Origin of the sequence: Flavobacterium sp. ZE23DGlu08, assembly GCF_030505335.1 — a bacterium.
Lineage (GTDB): Bacteria > Bacteroidota > Bacteroidia > Flavobacteriales > Flavobacteriaceae > Flavobacterium > Flavobacterium algoritolerans.
On the sequence record NZ_CP130045.1, the window covers coordinates 2,902,514 to 2,922,867 of the forward strand.

The window sequence follows — 20,354 nt, forward strand, 5'->3', positions numbered from 1 at the left end:
TACAACTATTTAATTTATAGAAAACAAAGATACATAGAGAAAATTCAGTTTTCTATATTTGGATTCGAATATTTATCTGCTGTAATACACGTTGATTAAATGTAGCCAATAGGAGTTGGTTACACGAGTATTTTCTTTAATTTTGCCTGAATTAGATTCAATTAAAAGCATTCTTTTTATCCATTTTTAAATCCAAAAAAACAGTATGTTCCATTTATTAGACATCATCGGTACGATGGCTTTTGCCATGTCTGGCGCTTTGACGGCAATGAATAAAAAAATGGATCCTTTTGGGGTATTTATTATTGCTTTTGTAACTGCCGTGGGTGGCGGAACCTTGCGAGACATCATGATTGGCAGAACGCCGGTGGGATGGATGCTGGACTTAAAATACGTTTATGTTATAATCATCGGATTCATATTGGCCATTATTTTTAGAAAAAAATTCGACAGATTGCGAACTTCTTTGTTTTTATTTGATACTATTGGGTTGGGCGTTTTTACTTTGATAGGTCTCGAAAAAGGAATAAATATTGGACTTCATCCTGTTATTTGTGTAGCTTTAGGGACCATGACAGCTTGTTTTGGAGGCGTTATTCGGGATATTTTGTGTACTGAAATCCCCGTTATTTTCAGAAGGGAAATTTATGCTACGATTTGTATTTTGGGTGGAATTGTTTTCTTTATCCTTCGGGAATTTAATTTAGAAAATGATGTTTTATACCTAACAACTTCTTTAGTTATCATTTCGGTTCGTTTGATGGCGGTGAAATTTAAATGGTATTTGCCCACTTTAGAACATAAATAAAAAATGCTTAATTTCACGAAGTCTAAAATCAAATAGTGAAAAATTATTCCGTCAAACAATACCAGGAAAGCGATTATACAAATTGGAATGCCTTTATTGGTCAAGCCAAAAACGCTACCTTTTTATTTCACCGTGATTTTATGGAATACCACAAAGAGCGATTTGAGGATTTCTCCTTGATGGTTTTTGAGGATGAAAAACTGATAGCTGTTTTGCCGGCAAATAAAGCTGGAGCAAAAGTTTTTTCTCATCAAGGTTTGACGTACGGCGGATTGGTTTACTCCCCTAAAATAAATGGAGAAAAAGTAGAAATAATTTTAGATTCTCTTTTGTCTTTTTTTAAAGAAAATGGGATACATTTTTTTTATTGTAAACCAATTCCTTTTTTCTATTCTTCTGATGGGAATCATGAAACCGACTTCTTTTTACTTAAAAGAGGTGCTTTTTTAGATAAAAAAGAAATGAATCTCGCAATAAATTTGGCAATGCCTTTGACGATTTCAAAAAGTAAATTAAAGCATTTCAGAAAAACTGAAACGCTCGATTTAGAATTGGTGGAAGAACATCGATTTGAATCTTTTTGGGAATTGGTTTTAGTGCCAAGACTATTCGAGAAACATAATGCAAAACCTGTTCATACCCTAGAGGAAATCAAAAAGTTAAAGGAAATGTTCCCCAATAACATCAAACAGTTTTCAGTGTATTATGAGGGCGTTATTATTGCTGGTATTACGTTATTCGAAACAGAAACTGTTGTAAAATCGCAATATGGAGCTACCACCAAGAAAGGCGAGGAGCTGCGCGCATTGGATTTTTTATTCATTCGTTTGATACAAAAATACAAGAGCGAAGGGAAGCTTTTTTTTGATATGGGTGTCGTTACTGATGACAATGAAAAAGGGTATAATGCAGGACTTTTGAAACAAAAAGAAGAATTAGGATGCTCTGTTTACAGTCAGGATTTTTATAAAATGAATCTCATATGATACCATTTCTTGATTTGAAAAAAATTAACGAACCGTATGAAACTGCATTTCAGGAAAAAATGAAAGCGGTTTTAGACAATGGCTGGTATATTTTAGGGAATGAAGTCAAGGAATTTGAAACCAGTTTTGCCAATTATTGCGGTACAAAGCATTGCATCGGTACGGGAAATGGTTTTGACGCTTTAGTTTTAATTTTTAAAGGGTATATTCAATTAAGGAAATTACAAAAAGGAGACGAAGTTATTGTTCCTGCAAACACCTATATTGCGAGTATTCTGGCTATTTTGCAAGCAGATTTAATTCCTATTTTGGTTGAGCCAAAGTTGGAAACTTACAACATCAATCCCGATTTAATTTCAGATAAAATCACTTCAAAAACCAAAGCAATTTTAGTAGTTCATCTTTATGGACAATTGGCAGAAATGGATGCGATACATGAAATTGCTGTCGCAAACGATTTGCTAGTTATTGAAGATGCGGCTCAGGCTCATGGTGCAATCAGAAATCAGAAATCAAGAATCAGCAATCAAAAATCAAGCGTAGCGTATAGTTTTTATCCTGGGAAAAATCTGGGAACATTAGGAGATGCCGGTGCCGTTATCACAAATGATTCGGACTTAGCAGAAGTCATTCGATCACTTCGTAATTATGGTTCGGAAACAAAATATTATAATGATTATATTGGAGTAAATTCAAGATTAGATGAATTGCAAGCGGCTTTCCTTAACGTGAAATTACCCAATTTAGACACTGAAAATGAATGGCGAAGAACTATTGCCAGACGTTATTTGTCTGAAATTAAAAACGATAAAATAATAGTGCCAAATTGGGATTTGTCAAATAATCATGTTTTTCATTTGTTTGTCATTCGAACACAAAACAGAATCGATTTACAAGACTATTTGCATCAAAATGGTATTCAAACGGTCATACATTATCCAGTTCCGCCACACAAACAAAAAGCATTTTCTTCCGAAGCTTCGGGATGGAATCCTTTATCTTTTCCAATCACCGAAAAAATTCATAATGAAGTGTTGAGTTTGCCTATAAGCCCAGTTTTGACGATGGATGAAGTGAGTTATATTGTTTCAGTTTTAAATAAATATTAGATGGGATTATTTAGTAGAATTAAACAATTGTGTTTTGTTACTTTTCGAATCAAAAAGTATGAATTTCTTTCAGATTGTAAAAGAGTTTTTGGTAAACCAAATCTTTTCTATCCATTATTGTTGAAAGGAAATGGGAAGATTCATTTTGGGAACAATGTTCAAATTGGTGTAGTTTCCTCTCCTTACTTTTTTTCAGGCTATACCTATTTAGAAGCCAGAAATGAAAATAGCGAAATTAACATTGGAAACAATGTTGCTATCAATAATGCTTTTTCTATTGTTTGTTTTTCTAAAGTTACCATCAAAGACAATGTTTTAATAGGCGGTAATTGCACTATTATTGATAATGATGGACATGATTTGAATATTGATAAAAGGAATGAGGGAAATCCAGATTCCTTTCCAGTGTACATTGGTGAAAATGTTTTCATTGGTTCCAATGTGTCTATTTTAAAAGGTGTTGAAATAGGGGATAACTCGGTTATAGGAAATGGGTCTGTAGTGACTAAAAATATTCCCAAAAATGTTGTTGCAGCAGGGAATCCAGCTAAAGTAATAAGGAATTTATAATGTTGAAATTCATAAAACAAAATACACTTCTAAAAGTAGTATCACTTAATTCTATTTCCGTAGTGGTGAGTTTTGTTTTGGGAATTATTTCTACAAAGATTGTGTCCGTTTATTTAGGAACTTCAGGAATGGCATTATTGGGGAGTTTCAGGAATTTTACAGGAATGATGAAGTCTGTAACTACATTAGGTATAAACAATTCATTTATAAAGTTATTTGTTGAGAATAAAGAGGATAAGAAAGAAATAGGCATTATTTATTCTACTTTTTTTTGGTTTTTCCTCCTGGTTTCATCAGTCATGGGGTTGCTTATTTTACTCTTTGCCAATAATATTTCCGAATTTTTATTTTTCACCAATTCGTTTACCAATCCCATTCGTTTTTTTGGATTGCTGCTCCCTTTAATTGTTATCAATATATTTTGGATGGCAATCTACAACGCCTTAGAAAAGTATAAAAGGATTGTTATTCTACAGATTGTTTCCAATGTGCTGATTTTTGTTTTTACAGCTTTTTTAATTGTGAACCATGCTGTAAATGGTGGATTACTTGCTGTCGCTTTGGGCGAATTAATAATGGTATTAGTGACGTTTGGATTTGTTATAAAAGACAAAAGCTATTTTCAATTCAATCTCCAAAAAATTTTAGAAAAAAAATACCTGGATGTCATCAAGCGATTTTCTTCCATGGCATTATTGAGTGCTATAATTGCTCCCGCAACATTAATGCTGATACGGAATTTCATTATTGAAACACATTCCATTCAAGAAGCTGGAATCTGGGATGCAACGAATAAATTTTCCAGTTTTTATATGTTAGTTTTTAGTTCTGGATTATCATTGTACTACATGCCTAAATTAGCTTCTTTGACAACAGATGCAGCTTTTAAAACGGAATTGAAATCCTATTTTAAAGTTTTTGTTCCGTTATGTTTATTGGCATTAGTAGCTGTTTTTTTGTTGAAAGGAACTATATTGAATATAGCTTTTACTTCAGCGTTTTTAAAAGTGAATGATGTGTTGATTTGGCAGCTTTTAGGTGATTTTTTAAGGATAATGACATTAGCTTTTGGGTATCAAATCGTTGTTAAAGCAAGTATTAAAAAATATTTTATTCTTGAAATAGTGTTTAATGTAGCGTATCTTTTATTGTCTTTTTATTTAGTACCACTTTTTTCTTTTAAAGGAGCTTTACAAGCGTATTTTTTTGCTAATTTAATAGTGTTTGTCCTGATTCTATTTATGTTTAGGAAATTGTTTTTGAATTCCAAGACGCCAAGTACTGATTCGCTATACTAATGTAATCATGCTCTTTTTCGATAAATGCTCTGGCACGTTTTCCAATAGTAATAATGGCTTCGGGATTTTCAATCAAAAAGGAAAGTTCATTTATCAAATAATCTACATCAGGTAATGCATTTATATTGATTCGTTCCTTTAAATTATAATGATCCGTAAATTCTTTTCCACCGCCCGTAAAAACTACTTTTCCTTTTGCCATAGCTTCCAGGGCGTTGTACCCTTGGTCGTTAGCATAGATTTGATCTAAAACGATTTGTGCGCTATTGTATAAATGTATATAATCTTCATAAGGAAGGTTTTCGGTGATAATTACAGCTACTTTTTCAGCATATTTTTCCTGAATAATTTGCAACGCTTTTTCAAAATAAGCAACTCCTTTTTTGATGTAGCTGGAACGATTTATACCAAGAAAAACAACAATTGTATCATTAATTTCTTGTTCTTGAAACTCAATTTTTAGGGTGTTAACCGGATTCGGAATGAAATGAACGGAATATCCCATTTTCTCCATCGGAATCTTATAATCTAAATCGGAGGCAACTAGATTTTGGCAGTTTTCGACCAACCAATCAAAGGTTTTTCGATAGTTTTTTGTGGAGTACTTTAATGGATATTCAAAATGTTCTTTTAACGAATTATCCTCGAAATAAGGAGTCAGAATACTGTAAGCAGATTCTTTTTTGAGTAAATAATCAATAACCGGGGTTTCGTCACCACAGATTAATAAGCTTCTGTTTTTGATTTTTTTGAATATCTTTTTATAAAGTATTAGGGACAAAAAAGGGAACGTTTCAATTGCGTCCGAATTAATGAGCTGTACGTGATCAAAGTTTTTTAATTGTGGTAATAAAAGGAAAAATCGAAGACCTCTTTCAGCTTTCTCTAAATTGATACCCGTGAGTTTATAAAGGATATTTTTGATTTTTCGAGGCAGCCAACAACCCGATAAAAATGCTGGGTGGAACGAATAATCACTATCGAATTTTTTGAAATGATCTCCTGATGACAACAAAATAACTTCATGTCCCAGCATTATCAATCCTTCTTTTAAAGAATTATGCAATCGACTGTATTCGCCAATCAAAAGTATTTTCATTTACAAAGCTGAATTATTTATATTTGTGTAAATATAGTAACAAATTGATAAAAGAATTTAAAAAAGGAGATCTTGAAATAGTAATGGCTACGATGAATAGGGATTCTTTGGATTTTTTGATTCCTATGTTTCCTTTCTGTCATTTTTCAGAATTTTCAATTTTAATTATCAATCAAACCTCTGAAAATAAACTGTTGGTTTCAGATTTTCCTTCCGTTAGAGTTGTAAATTCATTTGAAAAAGGGTTGTCGAAAAGCAGGAATTTAGGCTTACAAAATACTCATGGAAAAATTGTTTTATTAGCCGATGACGATGAAGTTTTCAAGGAAGATTTTGAAATGAATATTCTTGAAGCCCACAACAATTATCCTGAGGCAGTCAGCATTTGTTTTGCAATTGAAGGTTCAAATGGTTTGTTATTTAAAAAATATCCTTCTCAAACAAAATTGCAACTAAATAATCTAGATATTTTTAATATTTTGTCCATTGAAATAAGTTTAAAAAAAGCGGTATTCGATCAACTAAAGATTAATTTTGATACTAATTTCGGACTTGGAAGTTCATTTATGATGGGAGAAGAAGCTATTTTTTTGTCGGATTTGAAAAATCAAAAACAAAACATAATCATTGTTCCTAAGGTTATAGCAGTTCATCCGGCGGTTTCAACAGATGATAAATTAAATTTGGAACAAAGGTATTATGTACTCGGTGCTTTCTTGACCAGAGTTTCAAATTATAATTATCTTAAAGGGGTTTTTTTGAAGTTGTTCTTTGATATTAAACAAAGCAAGATTAAAATAAACCAAGTTTTTGCAGCACTAAAAAGCGCAAACAAAGGAAAAGAAGATTTTTTACAAATTACTAAATGAAAACAACTCTTAACGCCATACAATTATTAAAAATCCCTGTTGTGGAAGATATACGTGGGAATCTGGCATTTATTCAAGAGGATGTTTTGCCATTTGAATTCAAACGTGTGTATTATCTTTTTGATGTACCGAGTAATGCATACAGAGGTGGGCATTCGCACATTGCGCAGCAAGAAACGCTGATTGCTTTGAGCGGAAGTTTTGAGGTTGTTCTTCAGGATGGATTAGAAAAAAAATCATTTATATTGAACAAACCAAATGTTGGATTGCTTATACCAACAGGCATTTGGAGAGAATTGCAAAATTTTTCTTCTGGAGCCGTTTGTTTGGTTTTGGCATCTGGTGTTTTCAAAGAAGAAGATTATATTAGGGATTTTGATGAATTTTTGGAATCAAAAAAATGAAGCTTCTTTATATAGTTCCCAACATAAATAACGAAGGCGGTGTAGCCAGAGTCCTTTCGATAAAAGCTAATTATTTGGTTGAAAAATTGGGATATGAAGTTCATATTCTGACTCAAAACGAGGGTTTCTATCCTTTGTTTTATTCTTTTAATTCCAATATTATTTTTCACGATTTACCATTGAAAGGCAATTTTTTTCAGTTTTTTAATTCTTTTGCGAAAGGGTTAAAAAGTAAAATTAAAGCAATTCAACCCGATATTGTTGTTGTTTGTGATAATGGTTTAAAGGCATATTCAATTCCTTTTATTTTAAAAAATAAAGTTCCTCTTATTCTAGAAATGCACAGTTCTAAGTTTGTTGAAGAAAGAGAATTAAAGGATGATTTCTTGACGAAAATGGTGTCTAATGGTATTCATGCTTTAAAAAAAATCGGGATAAAGAAATACGATCGATTTGTTGTTGTAACGAGCGAAAGCACTGCAGAATGGAATATAGATGATACAATTGTTATTCCAAATCCCTTGTGGTTTACTTCAGAAAAATCGAGTGCTTTAGAAAGTAAAAAAGTCATAGCTGTTGGCCGTCATACGTATGAAAAAGGATTTGACAGAATGTTGCAAATCTGGAAAAAAGTTGTTGTAAAACACCCGGATTGGACTTTGGAAATTTACGGAAAATCAGTTAAAAATATCGATTTAAAATTGTTGGCTGAAAACCTAAATGTTTCAGACAATGTTGTTTTTTATGAACCGGTTCAGGATATTGATAAGAAATATTTAGAAGCTTCATTTTATCTGATGTCGTCTCGATTTGAAGGTTTTGGGATGGTTTTAATTGAGGCTATGGCTTCCGGATTGCCTTGTGTTGCTTATGATTGTCCGTGTGGGCCAAGAGGAATTTTGTCTCATGGTGAAGACGGTTTTTTGATTGAAAACGGCAACGAATCAGATTATGTAAAGGGTGTTGAGACTTTAATCGAAAATGCGACATTAAGAAGAGAAATGGGGAAAAAGGCAAAAATATCCAGCGAAAAATACAATATAGATGCTATTATGCAAACTTGGAATCAATTATTCATTGGACTCAAAAAGCGTTAATTTTTATCATTTATCGAACATAAATAGCCAACTCGAAACCAATTAAAAAGGAATAAATTAGGATTCTTTCCAGTCAAATTTTGCAATAATAGATGTTTCTCAAAAATGGAATGTATTTTTGAAATGATAAAAGTGGATTTTGTTCTTTTTAAAAAATGATACAATTGAATCAGTCTTACAAATTCAATATCAATTTTTTCTTCTTCGTACAGCGAAATCAAATTTTCTAAAGACTCTTTGGTCTTGTTCAGATAAGCCAAATTGGTATCAATATCTCCATGTTCAACAGGATTTTCAATATGATTTACTTTAGATTTTAATAAACTCAATTGATATGAAAGTTGGGTGTCATCATGACCGTATTTCTTTCTGTTTTTGTCAAATTTCACTTTTTTGAAACAGTCTTTTTTGATTACGGTATTATTAAAAAGTAACGATTGATACGGTTTTTTCTTTCGGTTTATTGCAGATTTATCCTCAATAAACCTTCCGTATTTCCAACGTAGTTTTTGGTTGTCAGAAGGACATTTTTCAGGATGTAACCTACCGCCATATACAACATCAAAATCATGAAGGTTGTCAATGTGTTTTTTTATGTAATGGTCATGAATAATAATTGAATCTCCGTCAATGAAAAGCAAATAATCAAATTTTGCTTGTTCGGCAAGGGAATTTCTGTTTTCACGATGTGCCAGATTTTCTTTTAAGGAGACAAAACTGCAATTTGATAATGCATTCACATTTTCATTGAGTACATTCAAACCTGATTTTGAAGCATCGTCTTGACATAGAATTTCAAAATCTATTCCGCAATCCATACATTGTTTGTGCAACTCTAAAACAAGAGGATAAACATTGTAATTGTATATTGGAACAAGAATGGAAAGCATTATGCCGTTCTCTGAACCACTTCAAAGATTTTTGCATCTTCACATTTCAATGTTTTAGATGGGAATTTCATCAATAATGCATAATCGTGTGTGGCCATAATGATGGTTTTTCCGTTAGCATTGATGCTTTTTAATACTTCTAAAACTTCGGCACTGGTTTGTGGGTCAAGGTTTCCTGTTGGTTCGTCAGCAAGGATTAATTCAGGGTCGTTCAGTAAAGCTCTGGCAATGGCAACACGTTGTTGTTCTCCTCCAGAAAGTTGATGCGGCATTTTATTGCCAAATTCTCTCATCCCTACTTTATTTAAAACCTCGTCAATCTTGTTTTGCATTTCTACGTTGTCAATCCAGCCGGTAGCTTTTAGAACAAATAACATATTGTCTTTTACAGTTCTATCCGGTAATAATTTGAAATCTTGAAAAACGATTCCAATCTTTCTTCTCAAAAACGGAATGTCATCTTCTTTTAAAGTGGCTAAATCAAAATCTACAATATTTCCTTCTCCTTCTGTTAAAGGTAAATCAGCATATAAAGTTTTCATTAAACTACTTTTTCCAGAGCCTGTTTTTCCAATAATATAAAGGAATTCACCATGTTTTACCTCCAAGTTTACTTGGGATAAAATAGATTTACCTTCTTGATAAATATTTACATTTTTTAGAGACAGTACGGATTGTGACATAGTTTGCATTTGTTTATTGGGTAAAAGTAATAAGATAACGGTTCTATTCAAAATAAATTCTATTCAATTAGATAGAATTCTGATAATTATAAATAATAAGTGAAAGTAGCGGAGTTTAAAGGGATGAATAAAGTTAAATTCTTCAGTGTTAAAAAAAATGTTCATAATAAAAGCCGATAACGATTCGTTATAGACTTCAGAATATGATACATTTGAATTATTAAAATAAAATCACAATGCGTAAAATTTCTTGGCTCTTCTTTATTCCAATTTTCATTATAACTGCCTCTGTTTCGGCACAAAAATCAACAATTTACACTCACGATTCAAAAGATTTCAATAAAGCGGTTTCTTTATTTAAAGATGCGCAATATGCATCGGCGCAACTAATTTTTAATAAAGTAAAGGAAACAGCGACTACTGAAGAACTAAAATCAGATTGTGCCTATTATGCCGCTAATTGCGCCATTCGAACCAATCAATCCAATGCGGATGAATTGATGGAGCAATTTGTTTCGGATTATCCTACGAGTGTAAAACAAAATCAGGCGTACATTGAAGTGGCACATTATCATTTTAATCAAGGGAATTATCCGCAAGCATTGCAATGGTTTGATAAAGTAGACGAAAGCAGTTTAAGCAGAAACGACCAAGATAAATTCAATTTTCAGAAAGGGTATAGTTTTTTTAATGCCAAAAAGAAAAAAGAAGCTACAGTGTATTTGAATAAAGTCGTAAACTCTGCCGAATATGGTTCTCAAGCCAAATATTATTTGGGGTTTATGGCGTATGAAGGTGATGATTACAAGCAGGCAACAAAGTATTTTGACGAAGTTTCAGGCGAAGAAAAGTACAAAGAAAAGCTTTCGTATTATCAGGCTGACATGAATTTTAAGTTGGGGAATTTCCAAAAAGCAATTGATTTAGGACAGAAAGCAATGGCTAAATCAACTCCTTTGGAAAAATCTGAACTGAGTAAAATCATTGGCGAAAGCTACTTCAATTTGAAACAATATGATAAAGCAATTCCATATTTAGTAGATTATAAAGGAAAAAAAGGAAAATGGAATAATACGGATTTTTACCAATTAGGATATGCGTATTACAAACAAAAAGACTACGAAAACGCGATTTCTCAGTTCAATAAAATCATTGGAGGGAAAGATTTTGTAGCGCAAAATGCCTATTATCATTTGGGAGAAAGTTACCTGAATACCGATAAAAAACAGCAGGCTTTGAATGCTTTCAAAAACGCTTCTGAAATGGATTTTGATTTAGCAATTCAAGAAGATGCGAGCCTGAATTATGCAAAATTAAGTTATGAATTAGGAAATTCGTATCAAAGTGTACCTGCAGTTTTGCAAGCTTTTTTGAAAAAATATCCAGATAATGCAAGCCGTTCAGAGGTGGAGAAATTATTGATAGATTCTTATATTTCGTCTAAAAACTACAAAGAAGCCTTAGTTTTATTGGAGAAAAATAAATCGCCAGAAAACAAATTAGCGTACCAAAAAGTACTTTTTTACAGAGGTTTAGAATTATACACCGATGGGAATTATCCGGAAGCCTTGAAGATGTTCACAAAATCTGTGAGCGAACAAAAAGATGCCGTTTTTACGGCTCGTGCTACTTTCTGGCAAGGTGAAACGGAATATGTTTTGAATGATTTCAAAGACGCATTATTAAGTTTCAAGCAATTCATTGGTGCAAACCAAGCGGCTACAACACCAGAATTTAAAAACAGCAATTACAATATTGCTTACACGTATTTTAAATTGAAAGAATACGATCAAGCGGGTAATTATTTCCAAAATCAAATAGAAAAAGCACCTTCGGATAAAGTACGTTTGAATGATTCGTATTTGCGTTTGGCGGATTGCCGTTTTGTAACTTCAAAATACGGTCCGGCTATGGATGCGTACAGTAAAGTGATAGAATCTAAAAGTGTAGATGCAGATTATGCGTATTTTCAAAAAGCGATTTGCTATGGATTTATAGCAAAAAATGACAAGAAAATAGATGAGCTAAATGCTTTTTTACAATTATATCCAAAATCAGAATACAGAGACGATGCGCTTTTTGAACTTGCTAATACTTATGTTGCCGAGAATAAAAATGACCTTGCCGTTAAAACTTATGACCGTTTAAATACGGAATTTAAAAAAGGATCTTTCACTTCCAGATCTATTTTGCGTCAGGGATTAGTGTATTATAACACGGATAAAGATGAGCAGGCATTGTTGAAATTTAAGAAAGTAGCTGCTGATTTTCCTAGAACTCCTGAGGCTTTAGAAGCGGTAGCAACCGCTCGATTGATTTATGTGGACAATGGCAGAGTTGATGAATATGCAACTTGGGTTCGTACGTTGGATTTTGTTGCTGTAACAGATGCAGAGCTTGATAATGACACGTATGAAGCTGCTGAAAAACAATTTCAACAAAATAATGTTAAGCAAGCAATAGCAGGATTTAGTGGTTATATAAACCAATTTCCTCGTGGGATTCATGCTTTGCAGGCTAATTATTATTTGGCTCAATTGTATTATTCTGAAGGTTCGGAGAGTAAATCTATTGCTAATTATGAATATGTAATTGCGCAATCTAGAAGTGAATTTACAGAACAATCGTTATCAAGATTAGCTCAAATTTTCCTTAAAAATAAAGAGTATGAGAAAGCAATTCCGGTTTTATCCCGTTTAGAAAACGAAGCGGATATTTCTCAGAATAAAACTTTTGCACAATCTAATTTGATGAAATCGTATTATGACAAAAAGGATTATCCAAATTCAGTTATTTATGCAGAGAAAGTATTGATGAATCCTAAAACGGATGATAATGTAAAAAGTGATGCGCAAATTATTATAGCGCGTGCGGCAATTGAAACAGGTGATGAAGCGAAAGCGAAAGTTGCCTACGCAAAATTGATGACGATTGCTAAAGGAGAATTAGCTGCCGAAGCCTTGTATTATGATGCTTATTTTAAAAATAAAGACGAAAAGTTTGAAGCTTCTAATACTGCTGTTCAAAAATTAGCGAAGAATTATTCCAGCTATAAATATTTTGGTGCGAAAGGATTAGTATTAATGGCGAAAAACTTTTACGGACTAAAAGACAGTTATCAGGCAACATACATTTTAGAAAATGTAATCCAAAATTTTACTGATTTTACGGATGTAGTTTCAGATGCACAAAGAGAATTGGATACTATAAAAGCTGAGGAATCTAAAACAAATTCATCGATAACTAAATAAAGAAGGCTGTGATTGTATGTTGGAAAACAACAAAAATCGGCATGAAATTTTTAGAATAATGGAAAGTCAAAAAACAAATAGAATGAATTTACCTTTTTACATCGTTGATGTTTTTACAAAGCAAAAATATGCAGGCAATCAATTGGCTGTTTTTTTAGAGGCTGAAGCCTTAAGTGACGAACAGATGCAAAAAATTGCCCGTGAAATCAACTTTGCGGAAAGCACTTTTATAACAAAGCTTGACCCTGAAAATAAAGCAGCAACAATTAGAATTTTTACTCCAGAGCACGAAATGAAGTTTGCTGGACATCCAATAATAGGAACATCGTGGGTTTTGATGAATACCATATTTGAAGGCCAACCAGAAAAGATTACGTTATCGGTTCCAATTGGTGAAATTCCAGTGCGTCAATCGGGAGATTTGGTTTGGTTGCAGGCGGCTCAACCTCAGTTTTTGGATACTTTTTCAGCAGAAGGTTTTTTATCCTTCAGCAATTTAAGCAGTGCTGATTTTGATGATAAATTTTCCATTCAGGAAGTAAGCACAGGAAGCGCTTTTGTAATTGTTCCTCTGAAAAATAAAAAAGCATTGGAGAATTTAATTCTTGACAAGGATAAAATGAACGAATGGTTGCATGCACACTGTAAAACCAATCATAGAGCGTTATATTTTTATTGTTTAGAAGATGGAAAACTCATTAGCAGAATGCTATGTGTTGAAAACAATCAACTTATTGAAGATGCTGCAACGGGAAGTGCCAGCACTTGTTTACAGGCTTTTCTTTTGAAATATTATTCACCAGAAATTAAAATAGTCAATCATCAGGGAGATTTTATAAACAGGGCTTCCCAAATTTATTTTGATGGAAAATTAAGTGAAAATCATTTTGATATAAAAATAGGCGGAGAAACGCAATTCATTGCAAAAGGCGAATGGGAAGTTTAAAGATTAAGATTATTAGCGTTAGAAATAAGAAGTAAAAAAAATAAAACATGACATTTAAACAATTGAACATAAAATCATTCACAAATAAGGCAGCAACGTTTTCGGTTCCCTTTCCTTCAGTGAGAATTGGGTTGGGGATTTTATTCTTCTTCGTATTCCAATTTTCGTTTGCACAAAAGAAAGAGCAAATAGGAACAGAGACCGTAAATGTTGTAAAACCGTATACGCCAAAAATTTCGGACGCTTTCAAGGTAAAAGAAATTCCTGAACTGGATGAAGACGCAAATGCCAAAAAAGAAAAGATAAAGTACACGATTTTCTCTTTTCCGGTAGCTTCAACTTTTACACCATCCAAAGGGAAAGCAGAAGGGGTAGAAAAAGAAAAACAAGCCCATTTGTTTAAAAATTACGCCACTTTTGGAGTGGGTAATTACGGAACCTTTATTGGGGAATTATTCGTGAATCATGATCTTAATGACACGGATTATGTTGGTGGAATGTTTCGTCATCATTCGTCTGAGGGTGGAATCCAAAATATAGCATTAGAGGATGGTTTTTACGATACATCGCTGGACTTGATGTATGGTTCCAATCAAAAAGACGTGTCCTGGAATTTGGATTTGGGGTATCAAAACCAAATTTATAATTGGTACGGATTACCTGCAAATTTTGGCAGCACTTTGACTCCTCAAGACAGAATGGTTTTGATTAACGGAATTAATCCTCAGCAAACTTACGGTACGATATCGTTAGGCGGAAATGTAGCCTTTAACGAAAGTATTTTGAACAAAGCAAGTCTGAAATACAATCATTTTTCGGATGCTTCAGGATCTTCTGAAAATCGTTTTTATGCAAAACCAACAGTAGAATTTGATGTAATGGAAAGCGCGGTAAAAACAAATATAATTGTAGATTATGTTAGCGGTAGTTTCAAGAAAAATTATTTAAATACCAATACAGAGCGTGTAAAATATGGTTTTACAAATTTTGGAATTGTTCCCAGTTTTGTAATGCAGGAAGATGATTGGACGCTGAATATTGGAGCTGGTTTGTTTTATAGTATGGATAATGAAAACAGCAACAATACCTTTTTAGTGTATCCACAATTCAATGCTTCTTACAAAGTTGTTGGTGATTTGATGATTTTCTATGCAGGAGCCGAAGGGGATTTAGAGCAAAACTCCTATATGGATTTTGTCAACGAAAATCCGTTTTTATCACCAACATTGAATATTGCGCCAACAGATAAGCAGTATGATATTTTTGCCGGATTAAAAGGAAAATTAACCAATACAGTAAGTTATAATATAAAAGCTTCGTATGCAAACGAGAGAAATAAAGCTTTATTTAGAAGCAATGATTATACTGAAAATGCGGGTAACGAGGATTATGCTTTTGGAAATTCCTTTCAAGTGGTGTATGACGATATGAAAACATTGCGTTTTTACGGAGAACTAAAAGCTGATTTTTCTTCAGCTGTATCTTTTGGAATCAATGGAACTTTCAGTAGTTACACCAATGATTTTCAGCAAGAAGCTTGGAATATGCCAACAATTAAAATAAATTCAAATCTTGATTTCAATATAACTGAGAAATGGTTCGCTGGTGCAAATGTGTTTTATGTAGGCGAGCGTAAAGATATCCAGATAAATACTGATTTTTCAGCGAATGCTGCTCCTGTAACTTTAAAATCTTATTTTGATGTAAATGCAAATGTAGGATTCAAATACAGCGATCGATTGACTGCTTTTGCAAGAGCCAATAATATCACTAATAATGCCTACCAAAAATGGCAGAATTATCCAGTTCAAGGTTTTCAGGTAATTTTAGGAGTGAACTATAAATTTGATTTTTAATTTTTTACTTAACTACAAAGTTCACAAAGAAGATACAAAGACTACAGAAAGTTTAATCATAAAGAAGTCAGCCTTTTGTCTTCTTTATGATTAAACTTTTTTTAAATACAGAAACTATAATAAAAAAACTTCGTGAACATTGTGCTTTCTTTGTGAACTTTGTGGTTAAACTTTAAATTATGACTTTCAAGCAAAAAATACATACGCATTATTTACAATTAGTTCAGGATAGAATCGATGTTTTCAAAGACATGATTGTAGCGCTTACCGAAGATTCTAAGAACGATGCCAAAGGTTCTGCCGGAGACAAACACGAAACCGCTTTGTCAATGATGCATATTGAACAGGAAAAACTCAATCGTAAATTGAGAGAAGTACTGGATCAAAAAACAGTTTTAGATAAAATTGATGCCACTACAATTGCCGAAACCATCATTGTGGGCAGCTTGGTAAAAGCAAACGGAATCTATTTGTACCTGAGTGTGGCGCTTCCAAAAATTAATGTCGAAGGAATCAATATTATCGCATTATCACCGCAATCGCCTTTGGGAAATAAACTCATGGGAAATCAAGAAGGTTTTACTTTTGAGATTAACGGTACGAAGTATTTGGTGGAGAATATTGAATAAAATCTGTTATAATCCGTCCCGAAACTTCGGGAGTTGCATCTGCCTTATCCGCGTCCTATTTTACAATCCACAACTTCAATTCTGTTTTTATTCTTTTTTAATTACATTTTAAATACAAATAATTATTTTTAGTTGTTGTTTGTAATTAAAAAAGGCATTTGTGTTTTTCAATTAGAACTATAACTCCATCTTTGCCCTATCAAAATAAACAAAAACATTAAAAATATATAGTTATGTGCGGAATAGTATGTGCCTTTGATTTAAAACAAAAAGCGGAAGTTTTAAGACCACAAGTATTAGAAATGTCTAAAATTATCCGTCATCGTGGACCGGACTGGAGTGGAATTTTTAGTAATGAAAAAGCTATTTTGTCTCACGAGCGTTTGGCAATTGTTGATCCTGCGTCAGGGAAACAACCTTTATTTAGTGAAGACAAACAACTTGTTTTAGCTGCAAATGGTGAAATCTATAACCACCGAGAATTGCGTAAACAATTTGAGGGGAAATACAACTTTCAAACAGAAAGTGACTGTGAAGTTATTTTAGCACTTTACAAAGAAAAAGGACCTCATTTTATAGATGAAATGAACGGAATTTTTGGATTTGCCATTTATGATGTAGAAAAAGATGAGTATTTTGTTGCTCGTGATCACATGGGAATTATTCCATTATACATAGGTTGGGATGAGCACGGAACTTTTTATGTGGCTTCAGAATTGAAAGCATTAGAAGGATATTGTACTAAAATCCAATTGTTTCCTCCGGGACATTATATGTCAAGTAAAGATGGCGAATTTGTACAATGGTATAAAAGAGAATGGACAGATTACGATGCCGTAAAAGACAACGTAACCAGCATTGACGAAATTAAAGTCGCTTTAGAAGCAGCAGTTCACAGACAATTGATGAGTGATGTGCCTTATGGAGTATTACTTTCAGGAGGATTAGATTCTTCTATTACTTCGGCTGTAGCCAAAAAATATGCGCAAAAACGTATTGAATCTGGTGATGTTGCTGATGCTTGGTACCCACAATTACACTCTTTCTCAGTAGGATTAGAAGGTTCTCCAGATTTAGCGGCTGCACAAGTAGTGGCAGATCATATTGGAACTATTCACCACGAAATAAAATTCACTATTCAGGAAGGTTTAGATGCAGTTAAAGATGTGATTTACAACCTGGAAACGTATGATGTGACTACGATTAGAGCATCAACACCAATGTGGTTAATGGCGAGAGTCATCAAATCAATGGGAATTAAAATGGTATTATCGGGTGAAGGAGCAGATGAACTTTTTGGAGGATACTTGTATTTCCACAAAGCGCCAAACGCAAGAGAATTCCACGAAGAAAACGTACGTAAATTAGGTAAATTACACATGTATGACTGTTTGCGTGCCAACAAAAGTTTAGCAGCATGGGGAATTGAAGGACGTGTGCCGTTTTTAGATAAAGAATTTATGGATGTGGCGATGAGAGTTAATCCACAAGATAAAATGATCAACAAGGAACATCCTATGGAAAAATGGGTAGTTCGTAAAGCTTTTGAAGAAATGCTTCCGCCAAGTGTTGCTTGGAGACAAAAAGAACAATTTAGTGATGGTGTAGGATACGGTTGGATTGATACTTTGAAAGAGGTTGTAGCTGTTGAAATTTCGGATGAACAATTAGCAAATGCCAAATACAAGTTCCCTCTACAAACGCCAACTTCAAAAGAGGAATATTATTATCGTTCTATTTTCCATGAGCATTTTCCAAGTGATGCCGCAGCTTTGTGTGTTCCGCAAGAAGCAAGTGTGGCGTGTAGTACAAAAATTGCATTGGAATGGGATGAAGCATTCAAGAACATGAATGATCCTTCAGGAAGAGCAGTAGCTAGTGTGCATGATGATGCATATGCAAAAGCCTAAACAGTATTGAAATAAGATTTTATAAATAGATAAAAACGCTCTCCATTTCGAGAGCGTTTTTTTATGGGAACTATTTTTATGGAGAAGGTTACAATTTGAAAAAAATATAATTACGGCATTGTCTAAAATAATTAGGTGGAGTTTTTTTATATTAGCATAACTAAATTGTTTATTATGAGATTTATTACATCATTCCTTGCTTTATTTTTATTGATTTCCTGTGATCAAAAGGATAAGATTTCCGTTGATACCATTATTACAGATGCAACGATTTATTCCATCAATAATTCTTTTGAAAAGGCTTCGGCTATGGCAATTGATGAGGGAAAAATTGTAGCTATTGGTACAAATCGTGAAATTGCAAAACAATATGAATCTAAGAATACGATAGAAGCCGAAGGGAAATTTATTTATCCAGGCTTGATTGATGCGCATTGTCATTTTTACAGCTATGGATTAAGTTTACAGGAAGCTGATTTGCGCGGTACTAAAAGTATGGACGAAATAATTACTCGTTTAAAGGCTTTTCAAAAAGATAAAAATCCAACGTTTATTGTAGGTAACGGTTGGGATCAAAACGATTGGAAAGTAAAAAAATATCCTACAAAAGCAGAATTGGATACTGCCTTTCCTGATATTCCTGTAGTATTGAATAGAGTTGACGGGCATGCAATTATAGTGAATAGTAAGGCATTGAAATTGGCCGGAATTACAAAAAATACGAAAGCTGCTGGTGGTCAAATTGAAATTGTAAACGGGGAACCAACAGGAATTTTAGTTGATAATCCGATGGAATTGGTTTTTAAAATAATTCCGAAACCAACTCGTAAAATACAAATAGCCGCTTTATTGGATGCTGAAAAAGTGATGTTTGATTATGGATTGACAACTGTAAATGATGCAGGATTAGATCCGGATATTATTCATTTGATGGATAGTTTGCAAAAAGCAAAATTGATGAAGCTTAATGTTTATGCTATGATTACAGCAAATCAAAAAAATATCGACTTGTATCTAAAAAAAGGAATTTATAAAACCGATAATCTAAATGTCCGTTCTTTTAAAATGTATGGTGATGGCGCTTTGGGTTCTCGTGGCGCTTGCATGCACAAACCGTATTCTGACAAGCCAGACCAATATGGCGCTTTGTTGGCACCGGTTACAGAATTAAAAGAAGTGGCAAGGCAAATTGCGGTTTCGGATTTTCAACTCAACACACATGCCATTGGAGACTCTGCAAATACGGTGATTTTAAAAATATACAGACAAGTTTTAGAAGGTACTAAAGACCGAAGATGGAAAATTGAGCATGCCCAAGTTTTGCGTGAAGCTGATTTTGACTATTTTAAATTCGGGATTATCCCTTCGGTTCAACCTACGCATGCGACATCCGATATGTATTGGGCTGGTGATAGATTGGGGAAAGAAAGGCTGAAAAATGCGTATGCTTATAAAAAATTACTCCAAAAAGCTGGAATGGTAGCTTTAGGAACCGATTTTCCTGTAGAGGAAGTGAACCCGATGCTGACTTTTCATGCTGCAGTTGCAAGAAAAGACAGTAAGGAATACCCAAAAGGTGGTTTCCAGATGGAAAATGCTTTGACTAGAGCCGAAACTTTAAGAGGAATGACCATTTGGGCAGCTTATTCTAATTTCGAAGAAAAAGAAAAAGGAAGTCTGGAAGTGGGTAAATGGGCTGATTTTGTAATGTATGATCAGGATTTAATGAAAGTAGAAGAGCATAAAATAGTAAAAATGAAGCCAACAAGTACGTATTTAAAAGGCAAGAAAGTGAAATAAATAAGAGGATACTTTTTGAGGATTTACAATTGTAATGGAATAATTTTATTAATTGAGTATTTTAATTACACTTTAAATGTAAAATTATTTTTTTTGTTTCAAATTTAAACTAAATAGTGTGTTTGTGTTTTGTATTTGTAACTACTATC

General features: G+C 33.2%; 17 protein-coding genes. 14 read left to right on the forward strand and 3 right to left on the reverse strand.

Annotated elements, in window-relative coordinates:
* Positions 1-205 precede the first annotated feature (205 nt).
* From Q1W72_RS12805 to Q1W72_RS12825, 5 genes are read left to right on the forward strand one after another with little or no spacing between them, the layout of a single operon-like run.
* The gene (locus Q1W72_RS12805) at positions 206-808 is read left to right on the forward strand and encodes a trimeric intracellular cation channel family protein (protein WP_099714626.1); all 603 of its coding nucleotides are present in this window, start codon (positions 206-208) and stop codon (positions 806-808) included.
* 35 nt (positions 809-843) lie between these two features.
* Complete coding sequence (locus tag Q1W72_RS12810) at positions 844-1,794, forward strand: FemAB family protein (protein ID WP_099714627.1); 951 nt, start codon at positions 844-846, stop codon at positions 1,792-1,794.
* Positions 1,791-2,903: a DegT/DnrJ/EryC1/StrS aminotransferase family protein gene (locus Q1W72_RS12815; protein ID WP_099714628.1), complete on the forward strand. Its 1,113-nt coding sequence runs from the start codon at positions 1,791-1,793 to the stop codon at positions 2,901-2,903. The genes Q1W72_RS12810 and Q1W72_RS12815 overlap by 4 nt, the downstream gene beginning before the upstream one ends.
* On the forward strand, positions 2,904-3,473 hold the full coding sequence (locus Q1W72_RS12820; RefSeq protein ID WP_099714629.1) for an acyltransferase: 570 nt from the start codon (positions 2,904-2,906) through the stop codon (positions 3,471-3,473).
* Positions 3,473-4,771: an O-antigen translocase gene (locus Q1W72_RS12825; RefSeq protein ID WP_302135673.1), complete on the forward strand. Its 1,299-nt coding sequence runs from the start codon at positions 3,473-3,475 to the stop codon at positions 4,769-4,771. The genes Q1W72_RS12820 and Q1W72_RS12825 overlap by 1 nt, the downstream gene beginning before the upstream one ends.
* Here the strand turns inward: Q1W72_RS12825 and Q1W72_RS12830 are convergent.
* Complete coding sequence (locus Q1W72_RS12830; protein WP_302135675.1) at positions 4,719-5,870, reverse strand: glycosyltransferase; 1,152 nt, start codon at positions 5,868-5,870, stop codon at positions 4,719-4,721. The two genes, Q1W72_RS12825 and Q1W72_RS12830, sit on opposite strands and share 53 nt — an antisense overlap.
* Positions 5,871-5,914: 44 nt before the next feature.
* On the opposite strand from Q1W72_RS12830, the gene Q1W72_RS12835 reads away from it, so the two are divergent.
* Genes Q1W72_RS12835 through Q1W72_RS12845 form a run of 3 tightly spaced genes read left to right on the forward strand, consistent with a single transcriptional unit; the run spans position 5,915 to position 8,240 of the window.
* The gene (locus tag Q1W72_RS12835; RefSeq protein ID WP_302135676.1) at positions 5,915-6,739 is read left to right on the forward strand and encodes a glycosyltransferase family 2 protein; all 825 of its coding nucleotides are present in this window, start codon (positions 5,915-5,917) and stop codon (positions 6,737-6,739) included.
* Positions 6,736-7,143, forward strand: a complete 408-nt coding sequence (locus Q1W72_RS12840; protein ID WP_302135678.1) for an FdtA/QdtA family cupin domain-containing protein — start codon at positions 6,736-6,738, stop codon at positions 7,141-7,143. The genes Q1W72_RS12835 and Q1W72_RS12840 overlap by 4 nt, the downstream gene beginning before the upstream one ends.
* Positions 7,140-8,240 carry a glycosyltransferase family 4 protein gene (locus tag Q1W72_RS12845; protein ID WP_302135679.1) on the forward strand — a complete coding sequence of 367 codons (1,101 nt, stop codon included), beginning with the start codon at positions 7,140-7,142 and terminating at the stop codon, positions 8,238-8,240. The genes Q1W72_RS12840 and Q1W72_RS12845 overlap by 4 nt, the downstream gene beginning before the upstream one ends.
* Here the strand turns inward: Q1W72_RS12845 and Q1W72_RS12850 are convergent.
* Together Q1W72_RS12850 and Q1W72_RS12855 are read right to left on the reverse strand one after the other, a co-directional pair.
* Positions 8,237-9,130, reverse strand: coding sequence for a glycosyltransferase (locus Q1W72_RS12850; protein WP_099714635.1), 894 nt, complete (start codon positions 9,128-9,130; stop codon positions 8,237-8,239). The two genes, Q1W72_RS12845 and Q1W72_RS12850, sit on opposite strands and share 4 nt — an antisense overlap.
* Positions 9,130-9,813, reverse strand: a complete 684-nt coding sequence (locus Q1W72_RS12855; protein WP_099714636.1) for a cell division ATP-binding protein FtsE — start codon at positions 9,811-9,813, stop codon at positions 9,130-9,132. The genes Q1W72_RS12850 and Q1W72_RS12855 overlap by 1 nt, the downstream gene beginning before the upstream one ends.
* Before the next feature lie 236 nt (positions 9,814-10,049).
* Here Q1W72_RS12855 and Q1W72_RS12860 point away from each other — a divergent pair, with 236 nt between their 5' ends.
* The 6 genes from Q1W72_RS12860 (at position 10,050) to Q1W72_RS12885 (ending at position 20,205) form a co-directional block, all read left to right on the forward strand.
* On the forward strand, positions 10,050-13,064 hold the full coding sequence (locus Q1W72_RS12860) for a tetratricopeptide repeat protein (RefSeq protein ID WP_099714637.1): 3,015 nt from the start codon (positions 10,050-10,052) through the stop codon (positions 13,062-13,064).
* Between the two features lie 82 nt (positions 13,065-13,146).
* Positions 13,147-14,010 (forward strand): PhzF family phenazine biosynthesis protein, encoded by an 864-nt coding sequence (locus Q1W72_RS12865; RefSeq protein ID WP_099716283.1) that lies wholly within the window; start codon positions 13,147-13,149, stop codon positions 14,008-14,010.
* 47 nt (positions 14,011-14,057) lie between these two features.
* A complete protein-coding gene (locus Q1W72_RS12870; RefSeq protein WP_158234589.1) occupies positions 14,058-15,866 on the forward strand; it encodes a TonB-dependent receptor in 1,809 nt (602 codons plus the stop codon).
* 179 nt (positions 15,867-16,045) lie between these two features.
* Positions 16,046-16,495: a hypothetical protein gene (locus Q1W72_RS12875; RefSeq protein ID WP_099714638.1), complete on the forward strand. Its 450-nt coding sequence runs from the start codon at positions 16,046-16,048 to the stop codon at positions 16,493-16,495.
* Positions 16,496-16,728: 233 nt separating this feature from the next.
* The gene (gene asnB / locus Q1W72_RS12880; RefSeq protein ID WP_099714639.1) at positions 16,729-18,405 is read left to right on the forward strand and encodes an asparagine synthase B; all 1,677 of its coding nucleotides are present in this window, start codon (positions 16,729-16,731) and stop codon (positions 18,403-18,405) included.
* Positions 18,406-18,579: 174 nt separating this feature from the next.
* A complete protein-coding gene (locus Q1W72_RS12885; protein ID WP_099714640.1) occupies positions 18,580-20,205 on the forward strand; it encodes an amidohydrolase in 1,626 nt (541 codons plus the stop codon).
* The last annotated feature ends 149 nt before the right edge of the window (positions 20,206-20,354 follow it).